The sequence below is a fragment of the Corynebacterium sp. genome (assembly GCF_030532195.1).
Classification (GTDB): domain Bacteria; phylum Actinomycetota; class Actinomycetes; order Mycobacteriales; family Mycobacteriaceae; genus Corynebacterium.
The window spans coordinates 74,134-90,254 of the sequence record NZ_JAUNLP010000001.1 but is presented as its reverse complement, the minus strand read 5'-3'; the positions used below and the strand labels follow the sequence as shown (position 1 = coordinate 90,254).

14 protein-coding genes are annotated in these 16,121 nt (G+C 59.7%); 10 read left to right on the top strand and 4 right to left on the bottom strand.

Annotation, left to right across the window (positions count from 1 at the left end):
* The first annotated feature begins 49 nt into the window (after positions 1–49).
* Positions 50–823 carry a precorrin-4 C(11)-methyltransferase gene (gene cobM, locus Q4E11_RS00380; protein WP_303162687.1) on the top strand — a complete coding sequence of 258 codons (774 nt, stop codon included), beginning with the start codon at positions 50–52 and terminating at the stop codon, positions 821–823.
* Entirely contained in the window at positions 811–1,551 is a 741-nt protein-coding gene (locus Q4E11_RS00375; protein WP_303162686.1) for a cobalt-precorrin-6A reductase, read from the top strand. The genes cobM and Q4E11_RS00375 overlap by 13 nt, the downstream gene beginning before the upstream one ends.
* A 5-nt stretch (positions 1,552–1,556) precedes the next feature.
* Here the strand turns inward: Q4E11_RS00375 and cobJ are convergent, their stop codons facing one another.
* From cobJ to cobG, 3 genes are all read right to left on the bottom strand, one after another.
* On the bottom strand, positions 1,557–3,179 hold the full coding sequence (gene cobJ, locus Q4E11_RS00370; protein ID WP_303162685.1) for a precorrin-3B C(17)-methyltransferase: 1,623 nt from the start codon (positions 3,177–3,179) through the stop codon (positions 1,557–1,559).
* A 3-nt stretch (positions 3,180–3,182) separates the two neighbouring features.
* Positions 3,183–3,833 carry a precorrin-8X methylmutase gene (locus tag Q4E11_RS00365; protein ID WP_303162684.1) on the bottom strand — a complete coding sequence of 217 codons (651 nt, stop codon included), beginning with the start codon at positions 3,831–3,833 and terminating at the stop codon, positions 3,183–3,185.
* Between the two features lie 91 nt (positions 3,834–3,924).
* Positions 3,925–5,100 carry a precorrin-3B synthase gene (gene cobG, locus Q4E11_RS00360; protein WP_303162682.1) on the bottom strand — a complete coding sequence of 392 codons (1,176 nt, stop codon included), beginning with the start codon at positions 5,098–5,100 and terminating at the stop codon, positions 3,925–3,927.
* Between the two features lie 179 nt (positions 5,101–5,279).
* On the opposite strand from cobG, the gene Q4E11_RS00355 reads away from it, so the two are divergent.
* From Q4E11_RS00355 to Q4E11_RS00335, 5 genes are all read left to right on the top strand, one after another.
* On the top strand, positions 5,280–6,764 hold the full coding sequence (locus Q4E11_RS00355) for a lipase family protein (protein WP_303162681.1): 1,485 nt from the start codon (positions 5,280–5,282) through the stop codon (positions 6,762–6,764).
* 170 nt (positions 6,765–6,934) lie between these two features.
* Entirely contained in the window at positions 6,935–10,585 is a 3,651-nt protein-coding gene (gene cobN / locus Q4E11_RS00350; RefSeq protein WP_303163450.1) for a cobaltochelatase subunit CobN, read from the top strand.
* Between the two features lie 65 nt (positions 10,586–10,650).
* Entirely contained in the window at positions 10,651–11,274 is a 624-nt protein-coding gene (locus Q4E11_RS00345) for an FxsA family protein (RefSeq protein WP_303162680.1), read from the top strand.
* A 50-nt stretch (positions 11,275–11,324) separates the two neighbouring features.
* Entirely contained in the window at positions 11,325–12,980 is a 1,656-nt protein-coding gene (gene lnt / locus Q4E11_RS00340) for an apolipoprotein N-acyltransferase (protein WP_303162679.1), read from the top strand.
* Between the two features lie 12 nt (positions 12,981–12,992).
* Positions 12,993–13,808 carry a polyprenol monophosphomannose synthase gene (locus Q4E11_RS00335; protein ID WP_303162678.1) on the top strand — a complete coding sequence of 272 codons (816 nt, stop codon included), beginning with the start codon at positions 12,993–12,995 and terminating at the stop codon, positions 13,806–13,808.
* A gap of 159 nt (positions 13,809–13,967) precedes the next feature.
* Here Q4E11_RS00335 and Q4E11_RS00330 read toward each other — a convergent pair whose 3' ends face one another.
* The gene (locus tag Q4E11_RS00330; protein ID WP_303162677.1) at positions 13,968–14,357 is read right to left on the bottom strand and encodes an RNA polymerase-binding protein RbpA; all 390 of its coding nucleotides are present in this window, start codon (positions 14,355–14,357) and stop codon (positions 13,968–13,970) included.
* Between the two features lie 138 nt (positions 14,358–14,495).
* On the opposite strand from Q4E11_RS00330, the gene Q4E11_RS00325 reads away from it, so the two are divergent.
* The 3 genes from Q4E11_RS00325 (at position 14,496) to Q4E11_RS00315 (ending at position 15,965) form a co-directional block, all read left to right on the top strand.
* On the top strand, positions 14,496–14,831 hold the full coding sequence (locus tag Q4E11_RS00325) for a hypothetical protein (protein WP_303162676.1): 336 nt from the start codon (positions 14,496–14,498) through the stop codon (positions 14,829–14,831).
* 27 nt (positions 14,832–14,858) lie between these two features.
* A complete protein-coding gene (locus tag Q4E11_RS00320; RefSeq protein ID WP_303162674.1) occupies positions 14,859–15,557 on the top strand; it encodes a YceI family protein in 699 nt (232 codons plus the stop codon).
* Between the two features lie 189 nt (positions 15,558–15,746).
* Positions 15,747–15,965: a hypothetical protein gene (locus Q4E11_RS00315; protein WP_303162673.1), complete on the top strand. Its 219-nt coding sequence runs from the start codon at positions 15,747–15,749 to the stop codon at positions 15,963–15,965.
* The last annotated feature ends 156 nt before the right edge of the window (positions 15,966–16,121 follow it).

Here is a 16,121-nt window from a genome sequence, read left to right as displayed (position 1 = left end):
GTAATTTCTGTCCAATCTCATCTGAACTGTTGAGGACTTCTAACCCACAATGACTGTGTACTTCATTGGCGCAGGCCCGGGAGCGGCGGATTTGTTGACGCTGCGCGCGGACCGGCTTATCCGTTCGTGTCCTGTTTGTCTCTACGCGGGATCGATTGTTCCACCTGAGGTGTTGGAGAATTGCCCGGAGGGCGCGGAGATTATCAACACTGCGCGGATGCCGCTGGATACCATCATTGCGACGATCAAGAAGGCCAACGATGAGGGCAAGGATGTCGCTCGTTTGCAGTCGGGGGATCCGTCTGTGTGGTCCGCACTGGCAGAGCAGGTTCGTCGCCTCAGCGAACTTGGCATTGACTATGAGGTCGTCCCTGGGGTGCCGGCTTTCTCCGCCGCTGCAGCGGCTTTGGGCCACGAACTGACGGTACCGACCGTGGGGCAGTCGGTGGTTCTGACCCGTATCTCTGGACGCGCCTCCAAGATGCCGGAGGGCGAGACTTTAGAGAACTTCGGCCGCACCGGTGCCACACTGTGTATTCACCTGGCGGCACACGACATCGACCGAGTGGTGGAAGAACTAACTCCACATTATGGCGAGCACGGCCCGGCAGCTGTCGTGGCTTTCGCCTCGCGGCCGGAGGAAGTCATTCTCCGCGGCACACTGTCGGATATTGCGCAAAAGGTCAAGGACGCAGGCGTGACTCGCACGGCCGTCATTATCGTCGGCAAGGTTCTTACCGCGGAGGCCTTCCCGGATAGCTTCCTCTACAGCGATGACCGCCCGCGCGATGAACACGGACGGACTATTCCATGCGTGCACTAATTCTCGGCGGGACAGCAGAGGCCCGCGCATTGGCAAAGCGCCTGGTTGCTGAAGGCTGGTTTGTCACCTCCTCGCTGGCTGGCCGCGTTGCTAACCCCAAGTTGCCCGTTGGCCACGTCCGCATCGGCGGTTTTGGCGGCCCTGCCGGTCTGACACGATGGCTGATTTCAGATGCCACTGAGGTCATCATTGATGCCACGCATCCGTATGCGGAAAAGATTAGCGAGTCCGCCGCTGAGGCTGCCCGGGCCACAGGCATTCCGCTAGTGGCTTTGCACCGACCGGCGTGGGAGAAGCAGCCCGGCGACAATTGGATTGAGGTGTCCTCCATGCAGGAGGCTGCCGAGGTTGTTGCCAATCGCTTCTACAGCCCATTTCTCACCATTGGGCGCCAGCAGTTGGCTCCCTTTGCGGATGATTCGCAGGGCCGCTACCTCATCCGTTGCGTTGAAAAGCCCGCACCGCCGCTGCCAAAGAATCGGACGATTATTCTCAGCCGCGGCCCCTACGAGGTTGCCGCCGAGCGCAAGCTCATGCGTGACTACGCAGTCGACTGTGTGGTGACGAAGAACTCCGGCGGTGCTGCGACCTACGCCAAGATTGAGGCTGCTCGCGACCTGAAAAAGCCCGTTGTTATCGTGCAGCGCCCACAGCTGCCCGGCGCGGATATCGCGATTGTGGCAACCACCGTGGATGAGGCGTACAACGCTGTCATCCGCCGGGCGTAAGGCGCCTACCGCAGCAACTCACCAGTTCCGCTGGTACCGCCCTCACCGTAGTGGCGAGCGGTATAGACACGCGTCGTGTTACCGGCGCGGTACGTCTTCGTCGACGACGAGCCGATAATCACCATCGTGCGCATATCGACAACATCCGGATCGAACTCCGCCAGCGTCGTCACGGTGACATTCTCCTGCTCCGAGCCAACCGCCCGCGCCACAATCACCGGCGTCGACGGGTCACGGTATTCCATTGCCAGCGCGCGCAGCTCCCGAATCTGCCACCTCCGCGACTTCGACGCAGGGTTGTAGACCGCAAACGCCATATCCGCGCTCGCTACAGCACGCACACGCTTGACGACGACATCCCAGGGCTTCAACCGATCGGAGAGACTCAGCATCGCAAAGTCGTGGCCAAGGGGAGCGCCGACGCGACTTGCGACTGCTTGCGCTGCAGTCATGCCTGGCACTACGCGGACTGGCACGTCGCGCCAGGTGTCATCATCGGCGACTTCCAGCACGGCCGCCGCCATCGCGAAAACCCCTGGGTCGCCAGAGCTGACGACGGCCACGCGACCGCCACGCTTGGCGATATCCAGAGCCATCGTGGCGCGCTCTGCCTCCACGCGGTTGTCAGACAGATGGCGGCGCTGCCCGGCACGCTCAGGCACGCGGTTGATGTAGGTGGAGTAGCCCACCAAGTCGGTGGCGCGAGCAAGTTCGTCGGTGACTTCCGGCGTAGTCCAACGCTCGGCGCCGGGGCCGAGACCAACGACGACAACCTCGCCAGTGGTTGGCTTGTTCGCATCGGTTGCTAAGACGGTGTCAGCTCTCGGTGCGTCCTGCGTTGCGCCAGCTGCCTTCACTGCAGCCGCACCGGAGACGCTGCGCTCGGTGCCGTAAATTTCCGACGGCACCACAGCCACTGCAAAGTAGGGGACCTTCTCTGGATTGGCATCGGCAAGTGAGTAGGTGATGTGCTCATCCATGGTGGCGCGTTCGACCACGTAGGCGCGTTCCAGCATCCCGGCATCCTGCAGAGCGTTGCGCACCTTCTCCACGTTCTTGCCCAGCTTCATAATGACTACGCAATCAGCGGCCGACAGGGCTGCAGCGATTCGGTCAGAGTCCGCAGTCGCGGGGATGACACTGACAATTTCAGTGGCCTCGCCCAGGGGCTGGCCGAGCTCTGCGGCTGCCGCATTAATGCTCGCCACCCCTGGAATGATGTCTGTGGGGAAGTCGGCACTCAATGCGTGGTGCAGGTGCTGGTACGAGCTATAGAGCATAGGATCGCCCAGAGACAGCACAGCCACGCTGCGACCTGCAGCAAGGTGGTTATGCAGGCGTTCGGTTGCCTCTGCGTAGAATCCAGCCAACTGATCGCGGTAATCGGCTGGACGCCCGGTGGTTACTGGGTACTGAAGTTGTTCCTCCACGGCAGCGTCGTCACGCGCATCGATGAGTTCAGCGGCGATTGACCGTGCAGTGGAACGTCCGTGTGTGCCTGCATGATAGGCGATGACGTCGGCGGTGCGGATAATCTCGGCGCCGCGGAGGGTGATTAGTCCGGCATCGCCAGGGCCGAGGCCGACACCGTAGAGATGACCGGGCTGTGCGCTATAGGAGGTGGACATGAGTTAGAGGATCTCCTTTGCGGTGGCGATGGCATTGATGGCAGCACACGTAATGGCGGAACCGCCACGGCGACCGGTGACGGCGATGTACTTCAACTCTGGATTCTCGGCACCCGAATCGATGGTGGCCTGCTTGGATTCGGCGGCACCGACGAAGCCCACCGGCATGGCCAAAATGGCAGCTGGCATGGGGAAGGATCCCTCATTGATACGGTTGAGCAGGTGGAACAGCGCAGTCGGGGCATTGCCGATGGCGACGACGGCGCCCTCCAGGCGTGGCTTCCACAATTCCACTGCAGCAGCGGTGCGAGTGGTGCCGAGCTCCTTGGCCAGCTCCGGTACGCGCTCATCACGCAGCAGGCAGATGACCTCATTGTCGGCGGGCAGACGCTTGCGAGTAATGCCAGAAGCAATCATGTTGACATCGGTGAAAATAGGAGCACCGGCCTCAAGTGCTTGGCGGGCAGCGCAGACAGCACCGGGGGAGAAGACGATATCCTTGGCCAGGTCGGTCTGACCAGCGGCATGAATCATGCGGACGGCGACGGTTTCTTCATCGGCATCAAAGCGGGAAAGATCGCTTTCGGCTCGGATAATGGCAAATGAGTTGCGGTAGATATCCGCACCATCGGTGTTGTACTCAAAGCGCTTCATAGGCTCTAAGAATAGTCGGCCGGCTCGACGCGCAATCCATGCGCTGACGAACCGGCCGACTTTATACCATCTGACTGCTGATTAGCTGCAGTTAATCAATCGCCGTGACTTCATACTCGCCATCACCGGTGGCAAGATAATCGAAGTAGCCGCCCTTGGGCTTGCCGCAGCGGCGTTCACATCCGGAGAAGTGCACGCGGCCATCCGGCAGGCGGTCTTGGGCAATGGCATGTGCGGCGTCGCCACGGGTATCTGCCAGGGACTTCACGCAGCCTGGGCGACCAGTGCAGGCGGTCACGCGCAGCCAGGTGGACTTGCGGTCAAAGATTAGGCCATTCGGCGCGAGCACCTTGACCACCTGCTCCGCGACTTCTTCCTCCAAGTCGTGAAGAATCAGCGAGTACCACGGCGTGATGTGAACTGGCACCTGCGTCTGTGCAATCGCGCGGGCAAGACGGGCTGGCAGGACACCAAAGCGCAGGCCTGCAGCCAGGCTCACCAGACCATCCGGCTGGTCAATCCAGCCAATCTGGCGGGACAGCCCAGCGGTGGCATCGAATTTCTCAGCAGGGGTTGGATCCTGGCGACGGACCTTGTCACCGAGGCGTTCCTCGACTTCCTTGGCAACGCGGTCGGCCGCATCTGCCTCGGCGATGCGCCAGGCCGTGCCGCGGCTGTCGTTCCACACTTTCGCTGTGGCGACCAGGGCCTCCACGACGTCGTCACGCGAGACGATGAGCCCCGAGGTCTCGCCGCCGATGATGAGCTCGAAGGTGTCATCATCGTGTGCGACTGCGCCGAAGTCCGGGCGCTCGCCGAGCACGTCGCCGCGTCCGTCGTCGAGCGCCATGAGTGTGCGACCAGGCAGTGTGGCCAGCGTCGGCTCCGCGATTAGCGCTTTGTCGAACTCTTGGACCAGTTCACGGACATCAGCCTTGCCGCCGACGCGTCCGGACAGGGGGGATTGCAGGATATTGCGCACGCGGTCATGGCTGGTGGAGGGAACTAGCTTTTCCTCCTCAGCAGCGTCGGCGAATGCTCCGGAGTTCTTAATTCCGCGAATCTGAACATTGCCGCGGGAGGTGAAGTGAATATCCCCATCGCCGAAGTTTTCTGCCAGGTCAGCGAGCACTTCAAAACCCGGCGCGGGCAGGAAACCGCCAGGGAAACGCAGGCGTCCAATGGCACCGTCAGCGGCGAGATGCATCTTTCGACTACCAGGGCAACCGTCCTGGCGAGTACGAGCTCCGTTATCAGTTGCAGTCATAGTTCTAAGGATACGCACATCACAGAAAAAGAAACTTTCTAATTTTCAAGCAAAACTCTCTACTTTCCCCCTTAAACTTTTATACTTCTATTCAAATGCCGGGTCGGCATCAATAATTGCCTCTTCTGTGGCACTAGCCCGCTGCAGGAGACGGCCAGTTTTATATCCGAGGAGTTTCTATGGCACTTCGCCGCACGAATATATCGTCTCCGTCTGCTTTACGACGTCCAGGAGCAGCAACCCGCACCGGCATTGCGGTGACCTTGGCTGGGCTTGTCACCATCGGTCTTGCGTCGCCCGCGACCGCGCAGCTGCCTGAGCTGGGAGGCGTGGTGGAGCTTCCCGGCTATGGCAAGCTGCCCAACCCGAATGTGAAGGGCATGTTGGGCCTGTCGGATAAGGGCTCCAGCTCGGAGGGGGATAAGGGCAGTGATGACGGAAGCACCAGGCAACTGACCCCGGAACAGGCTCGCGTCGCTGCAGCCTCCCCGCTCAATTCACTGCCGCTGACACCCACTCGTACTGGCAACGCTGGCACACTGGTCAAGAGCGAAAAAGCCAAAATGATGGTCAATGACAAGCTGTGGAATGCCGATGCGCATCGTATTCACTACAACTCCACGGATTCGCTGGGCAACCCAAGCGTGGACACTGCAATTGTGGTGACTCCAAAAACGGAGTGGAAGGGCAAGGGGCCGCGTCCTGTAGTGGCCATCGCGCCGGGCACACAGGGCAGTGCCGAGAAATGTGACCCGTCAATTTCCGAGCAGACCGGCCTGGAAATTCAATTCGGCCCAATGGACGTGGTCGCCCCTTATGAGACGATTCCGCTGGTCGCCAACTTAAAGCGCGGTGCGACCGTGGTGATGATTGATCACCACCGCAACGCCCAGGGCAATCAGGACTATGTGGACAACATTGCCTCGGCGCAATCCCTGCTGGATGCAGTGTCTGCCTCCCACGAACTCGGTGTGGATAAGGCAGCTCCAGTCGGCATTTACGGCTACTCACAAGGTGGTTCCGCGGCCGCCGCTGCGGCTGAACGCGCTGGTGTCTACGCCCCAGAGCTACATGTCACCGCCACCTCCGCAGGCGGCCCACCGTCTGACCTGGCCAATGTACTCGATCAGATTGATGGCACTTCGCTGACCGCCGCCATTGCACTGGCGATTAACTCCGTGCTGGATAAGGACCCGGAGCTGCGCCGCGTGCTGGAAGAAGAAATCAACGAGAAAGGAAAGAACCTTCTGGATAACGTAGGCAACTACTGCGCAGCAGGCCTCGCGTTCCATCACGCTTTTGAAACAACTGATCAGTACACCACCAGCGGTGAATCCCTCGGTGAACTGATTAAGCGCTATGAACCAGTACAAAAGGAGCTCGCCCGTCAGCGCGTCGGTAACTTCGTGCCAAATGCGCCGGTGTTCCTGTACTCCGGTCAAAACGACGACATCATCCCCATCAACCAGGTGCACAAGCTCCGCGATTCCTGGCTGAACCTCGGATTCACGGAGCTGGAATACTACGAAAATCCAACCCCGAAGCTCATTCCGAAGACCGGTCTGAACCACGTTGTGCCAATGCTGGCTGAGCTGAATCAGGCCACCGACTTCCTCTGGGCACACTTCCCGGAACAGCAGGCAGAGCAGTCGCTCGAACTGTAGTAAACCGACTGCAGTAGAGTTAGGCAGTATTCCATTGCCCTGCCTCTGGCGAGAAGCTCGGTGAAATCCCGCACGGTCGCGCCACTGTTACAGTCAGACCTCGTCATTTTTATAGGCAGGCTCCCGCCGACCGGGGACGCGTTGCTCCCCAGGAAGTGAATGACGACACCGTGATTCTGCTGCTGTCGACCTCCGATACCGACCTGCTATCCGCTCGCGCTGCCAGCCAGGCCAACTCGGAGGTTTCTTACCGCTGGGCCAACCCGGCGCGCCTACTCGATGATGATCTACCAACGCTTGCCGATGGCGCCGATGTCGTCATCATCCGTCTTCTCGGTGGCCGCCGCGCATGGGAATCCGGCGTCGACTACTTCGTCAACTCCGGTATTCCCACTGTGCTTGTTTCAGGCGAGCAGGCACCGGATGCCGAACTGACCGAGTACTCCACGGTCCCGGCGAACGTCGCCACGCAGACGCATATCTACCTGGCCGAAGGTGGCTCGAAGAACCTCGAGCAGCTGCACAATTTCCTCTCTGACACGCTGCTGTTGACCGGTCTTGGTTTTGAGGAGCCCCAGCGCATGCCTGCCTGGGGTTTCCTGGATCGCGAATCCACGGTCTCCGAGGCCGACTCCCACGGCACAGTCGGCATTATTTACTACCGAGCCCAGCATCTGGCGGGAAATACGCACTACATCGAGGCACTCGCAGACGCAGTGGAGGCTCGCGGCTACGTCGCTAAGCCCATCTTCGCCGCTTCCCTGCGCACCGCCAGCGAAGAGCTGCTGGCGGAGATGGCCTCCTGCGACGCGCTGATTACCACGGTGCTCGCCGCCGGCGGTAACCGTCCGGCACTCGCACAGGCCGGGCAAGACGATGACGGATGGGATGTCGCAGCACTTGCCGACCTCAACATCCCCATCATCCAGGGGCTTGCCCTGACCTCCTCCAAGGCCGCGTGGGAGGACAACGACGAGGGGCTCTCCCCGCTGGACGTCGCCACGCAGGTCGCTGTCCCCGAATTCGACGGCCGCATTATCTCCGTCGCATTTTCCTTTAAGGAAATCGACTCCGACCAGCTCATTTCCTACGTCCCCGACCTCGAGCGCTGCGATCGACTGGCCGGTATCGCCACGCGCTACGCCGCGCTGCGCCACATCCACAACGCCGACAAACGCGTCGCCGTCATGCTCTCGGCGTACCCCACCAAGCACGCGCGCATCGGCAACGCCGTAGGCCTGGACACGCCAGCATCCACGCTGAAGGTGCTGCACGCGCTTGACGACGCCGGATACAACCTCGGCGACACCACCAAAATCCCCGGATATGCCACCGCCAACGATGGTTCCGATGAGCCCGATAAGTTCATGCACGCCATTATCGATGCGGGCGGCCAGGACCCGGACTGGCTGACCGAAGAGGTCATGGAGGCCGCCGAGCTCCGCCTGCCTGCTGCGACTTACCAGCAGTTCTTCAACACTCTGCCGGATCAGCTCCGCGCCGACATGGAGGACAAGTGGGGTGCCGCGCCGGGCAGCCTCTACGTACACCCGGATACGCAGGACATCTACATTGCGGGTCTGACCTTCGGCAATATTGTCGTCATGGTGCAGCCACCGCGCGGATTCGGTGACAACCCCGTTGGCATCTACCATGACCCGGATTTGCCGCCGACGCATCACTACCTGGCGTGCTACCGCTTCCTGTCTCTGCCACAGGCTGATGGCGGTTTCGGCGCTGACGCGGTGGTGCACATGGGCAAGCACGGCAACCTGGAATGGCTGCCGGGTAAGACCGTCGGCCTGTCCGCATCCTGCGGCCCGGACGCTGCCATCGGTGAGCTGCCGATGATCTATCCCTTCCTGGTCAATGATCCAGGTGAGGGCACGCAGGCCAAGCGCCGCGCACATGCTACTCTCATTGACCATCTCATCCCACCGATGGCGCGCGCCGAATCCTATGGCGATATCACGCGTTTGGAGCAGCTCCTCGACGAGCACCAGAACATCTCCGCGATGGACCCGGCAAAGCTGCCGGCGATTCGTCAGGAGATCTGGACGCTTCTCACCGCCGCGAAAATGGATCGCGACTTAGGGTGGGATGAACGCCCCGATGAGGATGTGTTCGATGACATGCTGATGCATGTCGACGGCTGGCTCTGCGAGATCAAGGACGTCGCTATCCGCGGTGGCCTCCATATTCTCGGCGAGGCACCTGCAGGGGAATCGCTCATTGGCACCGTAACCACTATGCTGCGTGCCCGCCAGCTGTGGGGCGGCAAGCAGACACTGCCGGGCCTGCGTGAGGCCCTGGGGCTTGCCGAAGATGGCAGCGATGACCGTGTCACCGTTGACTCCATTGACGCGCTGGCCACCGCGCTGGTCACCGCTGTGGTCAATAACCCGGACCAGCCGGTTGCTGCTCTAGTCGCCGATGTCATCGGCTCGGAGGAGTTCTCCCACATCACCGCGCCCAATGGCCTCGACCGCGTTGTCGAGCTGCTGCAGTTTACCCGCAATGAGATCCTGCCCCGCCTGGCTGAGACCGCTGAGGAGATTCCGCGAATCCTTGCTGCTCTGGACGGCGAGTTCATTCCGGCTGGCCCATCGGGATCGCCGCTGCGTGGCCTGGTCAATGTGCTGCCGACTGGCCGTAACTTCTACTCGGTAGATCCCAAGGCCGTGCCGTCGCGGCTGGCGTGGGAGACAGGTGTCAACCTCGCCGACGGTTTGATTGAGCGCTACCGCGCCGACCACGGCGAATACCCGAAGTCCGTTGGTCTGTCAGTGTGGGGAACTTCCGCCATGCGTACCTCCGGTGATGACATCGCCGAAGTCCTGGCCCTCATCGGTGTGCATCCAGTTTGGGATGAGGCTTCGCGCCGCATTGTCGGTCTTGAGCCGATTCCGCTGGCGGAGTTGGGGCGCCCACGCATCGATGTCACCGTCCGTATTTCCGGGTTTTTCCGTGATGCGTTTCCGCATGTCATTGACCTTTTGGATGACGCTTTTCAGCTCGTCGTCAAGCTTGATGAAGCAGACGAAGACAACTACGTGCGCGCCCACGCCAAGGCCGACCAGCAGGAACGTCCGCGCCGTATCTTCGGTTCCAAGCCGGGCACGTACGGCGCCGGCCTGTTGCAGCTCATTGACTCCGGCTCCTGGCGTGACGATGCCGACCTGGCGAAGGTCTACACGACGTGGGGCGGCTATGCCTACGGTCGCGGTGTCGACGGGGAAGAGGCCGCTGACGATATGAAGACCGCCTACAGGCGCATTCAGGTCGCAGCGAAAAACGCCGACACCCGCGAGCACGACATCGCTGACTCGGATGACTACTTCCAATTCCACGGCGGCATGATTGCCACCGTCCGCGCGCTCACCGGCTCCGCGCCAGAGGCCTACGTGGGCGATTCGACGCGTCCCGACGCCGTGCGCACCCGCACTCTGCATGAGGAAACTCGCCGCGTCTTCCGTGCGCGCGTGGTCAATCCGCGCTGGATGCAGGCCATGCGGAAACACGGCTACAAGGGTGCGTTCGAGATGGCGGCGACGGTCGACTACCTCTTCGGCTACGATGCCACAGCGCAGGTCATGGACGACTGGATGTACGAGACGCTTACCGACGAATACGTTGCGAACCCAGAAAATCGCGAGTTCTTTGAACAGTCGAATCCCTGGGCTCTACACGATATTTCCGAGCGCCTGATGGAGGCCGCTGAGCGCGGAATGTGGGAAAACCCGGATTCAGAGCGCATGGATCTGCTGCGTCAGACCTACCTGGATACCGAAGGCGACCTGGAAGAGCGCACCGACCGCTAATAGCCGCAAGTAGTCACCACTGCTAGCCGCAACCTTGCCGCTTGCTCATGATTACACTGGAAGTCATGAGCAAGTGGTTCACGATTATTTACCTCATCGCCGAGATTGCGGCCTTTATTGGTCTCGGTGAGTGGATTGGCTACGGCTGGACGGTTCTGCTGGTCATTGGCCTATTCGTGGTGGGATTGATGTTCGCTGCCTTCGAGTTCAAGCGAATCTACCAGAAGCTTCTGATGGATACTTCCTCGACGCTGACTGAATACGGTGAGAAGCATCCAGAAGAGGCCATCAAGCGCTCGGCCAAGGGCGCGGGCAGCTTTGTTGCGGACTCGGCAATTCTGTTGGTCGGCTCCTGGCTGCTGGCGCTGCCGGGCGTGGTGTCGACAATCGTTGGCTTCCTCATGGTGCTACCACCCGTGCGGTGGCTGATCCGCAAGACCGCTTCTGCCACCATGTTGATGTCCATGCGTAAGCTGGCCGATCGCAGCATGGTTATCGTTTCTCAGTACGGCGTGCGCCCACCAGGCGCTGACGGTGGTTTCCAGGGCGGTTTCCCCGGTGGCTTCCAGAGTGGAGGTCAGAGCGGCTCCCGGTCGGATGACTTCCGCAATTTCCCGCAGGACAAAATTGTTCCGCCGGCGCCGGATAATACCTGGGATGATGACCAGGACGACAGCAAGAAGCGCTAGCCGCAAACCAGCGGTACGGCTCAAGCGACACAGAGAGTTTCCCTATCCAAGTGCATAACAACCGCCAAGCGCGCTCCAGCGAGAAAGAAGAAACCGCGCAGCAGATTCCCACTCGCTGGCAGGCGCGCTTTTGCGCGCTTTCCCCCTGGAAGCAGCGTCTTATTCTCATCCTCGCCGCCATCATTGCCGGTGGCCTGCAGTTTTTAAGCTACGCACCACTTGGTTGGTGGTGGGCTGCCTGGATTGGCCTGGCTCTGCTGATTGCCGCACTGCTCACCGCCGCTGACTGGAAGTCAGGTGTGCTGGTCGGTTTCCTCTGGGCAAGTGCCACTGCATTATTTTCCCTGCCATGGATTGGCTCGTTTGTCGGCATCATGCCGTATGTCGCACTGTCTCTGGTGCTCGGTGTACTTGCCATTCCCGCAGCACTTGCAATGTGGGCCATTGGGCGGTCCACGTTCCCACTGTGGCTAAAGCTTCTCGGCATGTCGGCAACACTGGTGGCAGGGGAGGCGCTGCTTGCTCGCTGGCCATTTGGCGGCTTCCCCTGGCTGCGCTTGGCCTGGGGTCAGGTCGATGGCCCCCTAGCCCCAGCTGTTGTGTTGGGAAGCACAGCCCTGGTTTCATTCCTCGCCGCCTGTGTGGGCGCGAGCCTGGTGTCACTGGTGGCACGCAAATTCGCCACGGCTGCTGTACTGGTCGTCGGCGCACTCTTTATTGGCTGGGCGCTTCCCACTTGGACGCAACCGCTTCCTAAGCCCGCTGCCAGTGACAACACGCGGGTGGCTGTCATCCAGGGCAATGTGCCACGTCTTGGCTTGGAATTCAATGCACAGCGACGAGCAGTGCTGCAAAACCACGCCGATGCCACCAATGAACTGGCGCGCCAGGTTCGCAGTGGTACAGCGGAGCAGCCGGATATCGTCATCTGGCCCGAGAACTCCTCGGATGTCAGCCCATTTACTGATAGCGAAGCCGCCCGCATCATCGATGAAGCCGCTATGAATATCGGCGCTCCCATCGTGGTCGGCACCTTCTCCTACGCCAATGGCACGCAAAACACCATGGTGGTCTGGAATCCGGGCACAGGCCCCGGCGACCGCCACGAGAAGATTTATCTCCAGCCCTTCGGTGAAACCATGCCGTACCGCGAATTACTCCGCCACTTCTCCGACATGGTTGATCACGCCGGCGATATGACGCCTGGCGACGGCCCCGGAGTGGTCACCACACCTGGCACGGATGGCCTGAAGAAAGTCAATCTCGGCATCGCCACCTGCTACGAGGTTGTCTTCGACGACGCCTTCCGCAACGCGGTCAGCAATGGTGCCACCATGCTGGCGACTCCCACCAACAACGCCACCTTTGGCTTTACCGACATGACCTACCAGCAGCTGGCCATGAGTCGCATGCGCGCCATGGAGTTCCAGCGGTCCACGGCTGTTGCCGCAACCAGTGGCGTTAGCGCGATTGTGGACGCGCACGGAGACGTCGTAAAGCACAGCGAAATCTTTGAGCAAAAAGTGCTGACCGAGACTTTGCCTCAGTACTCCCACCTGACCTTTGCCGCGCGCTACGGGGCGTGGATTGAAGGTCTTCTGACTGCATTCGGTATTCTTTGTGTGGTTGGTGCCGTCGTGCGTCGCCGCGGAGACAAGACTGCGGGCGTAAGTGATGGCCGGGATACTGAGCAGAACATGCACTAAGGAGAATCACGAGTGACTGCCCTGAATGAGTCGACGCTGGTTGTCATCCCCACTTTCAACGAGCGGGAGAACCTTCCGGGTGTTATCGCACGCCTGCGCGCAGCGGAGCCGAGCGTCGATATTTTGGTTGTCGATGACTCCTCGCCCGATGGCACCGGTGAGCTCGCCGACGAAATCGCGGCAGCTGACAAGGCGAATAACGATGGGGAAGAGCACATCTTCGTCATGCATCGCAAAGGCAAGGGCGGTCTGTGGGGCGCCTACCGTGCGGGCTTCGCGTGGGGTCTTGAGCGCGACTACCAGGTTCTCTGCGAGATGGACGCCGATGGCTCTCACGCACCTGAGCAGTTCCACCTTCTGCTGGAGGCACTGGAGGACGGCGCGGATGTCGTCATCGGTTCGCGTTACGTCCCTGGTGGTGAGACCGTGAACTGGCCGATGAGCCGCCAGATTCTCTCCCGCGGCGGCAATATCTACATCTCGTTGGCGCTCGGCGCGGGCATCTCCGACATCACCGCAGGCTACCGCGCTTATCGACGGGAAGTTCTGGAAACCCTCGATCTTGACAACATTGGCAAGGCTGCGTACCTGTTCCAGACCGAGCTTGCCTATGAGGCTGTCCAGGCTGGTTTCCTGGTTGAAGAGGTGCCGATTACCTTTACCGAGCGCGAGTTCGGCGAGTCAAAGATGGACGGCAGCTTTGTGAAGCAGTCGCTGCTGCAGGTGACCAAGTGGGGCATTCAGCACCGTTCGAAGCAGCTGATGAACCTGGCTAAGGAACTCGGTCGCTTGACCAAGCACGAGGTGGAGCAGCGCTTCCGAAAGTAACGGTTTCGAATACCGTTAACAGTTAAATTCGGCCGAGCACGCATAAAAAGCAAAAAGTACAGCACCCAAGCCGTTCAATTCAGCTTGGGTGCTGTACTTTTATTTATCTTGCGAGAAGCCCCGCAATAACGCGCCAATGCGATAGCAAGAACCTGGCAACTAAGCCTTCTGCTCCGCTTCTTCAGCTTCCTTCTGCTGCTTCAGCAAGCGAGCGGCGTTGCGACGACGCTTGCGCAGCAAGTCAATGCGCTCATCGAGCAACACATCGAGCTCCTCAATAGAGCGACGCTCACGGAGCATATCCCAGTGGGTCCTCGGTGGCTTTACCGGCTTGGCCTCAGTACCTTCGCCCTCAACCAGCTCACCGATTTGACCATTCTTGCACAGCCATTCACCCGGAACTTCCGCGTCATCTGCGAAAGGAACCTCAAAGATTTCACCGGATTCAGTGCGGTAGCGGACCATCATTCGCGGTGCGAGGTCATGATCACGATCGGTCTCATACGATACGGCGCCCATGCGGCTACCACGAAGAACTCGATCTGCCATGTGGAACGTACCCCCTTTGGTAGAAATACTAGACCTCACATTATAACGGTTAAACCGCCACTCGTGCCATAATCGGTTCCTGTGACCGATCAAAAGCCCAGTACAGCGATTGCTCATTGCCAATGGTGCGGCCGCGAAATGGAAGTCTCCAACCGTGGTCGCCGTCGAAAATTCTGCAGCCAAGCATGCCGCCAGCGCGCGTATGAAAAGCGCACGGGAGTCGCCAAAGGCGCATCCAGGCCCGTCGCCATGCAGCTCACATCCGAGCTGGCCACTCATACCGCCACGAATCAATCATCGTCGTCGGCTGCCGGAACCGTCGTCCAGCGGGTGGGGGATGGGCTCTTCGAAATTCGCTGCCTGGCAGAGGATTTGAAGACAGCGCTTGACGACGGCATGGACACGGCCGTTATTGCGGACATCACAACCGAATTGATAATGAAAACGCGCGAAGTAGAACGGTTTATCCCATAGAGGGGTAAAGACGTTAGGATGAACACTATGAATTCTGGTGTTCGTAAATCAGTAATTACTTTAATTGCTGTTGCTGTTGTGGCGCTCGCCATCGTTGTTGTGGGGCCGGTTCTGTACCGCGTATTCACTCACGAGGGGGTGCGTACTGGTGATTTCGAGGCCCAGGAGCTTCCTGCAGCCACCACGGATGCCAATGGAACGTGGGAAATTGTTGGTGGAGATGATACCCAGAACACGTCTGTGGGCTTTACTTTTAACGAGGTCCTGCCTGGCAGCAAGCGCACGACATCCGGATCGACACACGATGTCACCGGCCAGCTCAAGGTTTCTGACAACAAGCTTCGGGACGCCTCGATTGTAGTTGACATGGCAACCCTGACGAGCGATATCGAACGCCGTGACATCAATGTGCGCAACAACATTTTCAATGTTGAACAGTATCCAGAGGCGAAGTTCGAACTGTCGGATCCGATTGATGTCTCGAAGATTCCGGATAACGGCCAGTGGGCCAATGTGGAGATTCCAGGACGTCTGACCATTCGTGGCATCACCAACGATGTCACGGTCACCATGAAGGCCGCACGCACCGAGAACCTCGTGTTGCTGTCTGGCGATCTGCCAATCAACCGCCTGGACTACAACGTGCGCCTGCCACAGTTTGTCGCTGCATCCATCGCCGAGGAAGGCGAGCTGAATCTGCGCATTGTCGCGGAAAAGCAGGAATAGACGAAAAACGCAGAGTCGGTAGAGACGGTTTGTGCGTCTCAATAGATAGGGCAGAAAATTGAGGTGTTTTACCTGCGGTTTTCTGCCCTTTTACGTCACTGTGACATAAAAGCGGCAAGGTTCTGACAAAGCCAAATTAGGGCATTATGGAGCCCATTGCCCGACATTCCCGAAAACCAGAGGAGTTCAATGAACACTTACGAAGCCATGTTGCTCGCTCGCAAGCTGCGAATGGTATTGCTCGTCGTCTTTATTGCATTCATGGCATATGAACACGTGTGGTGGCTAGTGGCCGTCGGGTTCCTTCTTGTTGGCATGACGCTGTGGCAGAACAAGCGACTGCGCGAAGAGATTGCCGTTCGCAATGCCGATGAGCAGGCCGCAGCCGAGAAGACTGAAGAGGCTTAGCCCAAAGAGCTTGAGCTCAGCGTACGCAAACCCCCAGGCCAACCCACTTCCAATATTTGGCCGATAATATACATTATGACATTTTGGCCATAGACTCCCATCCCTCCCCATAAGCAGCAACCGTCTGTATAATTGCCCCATGCCTGAACGCTCAGA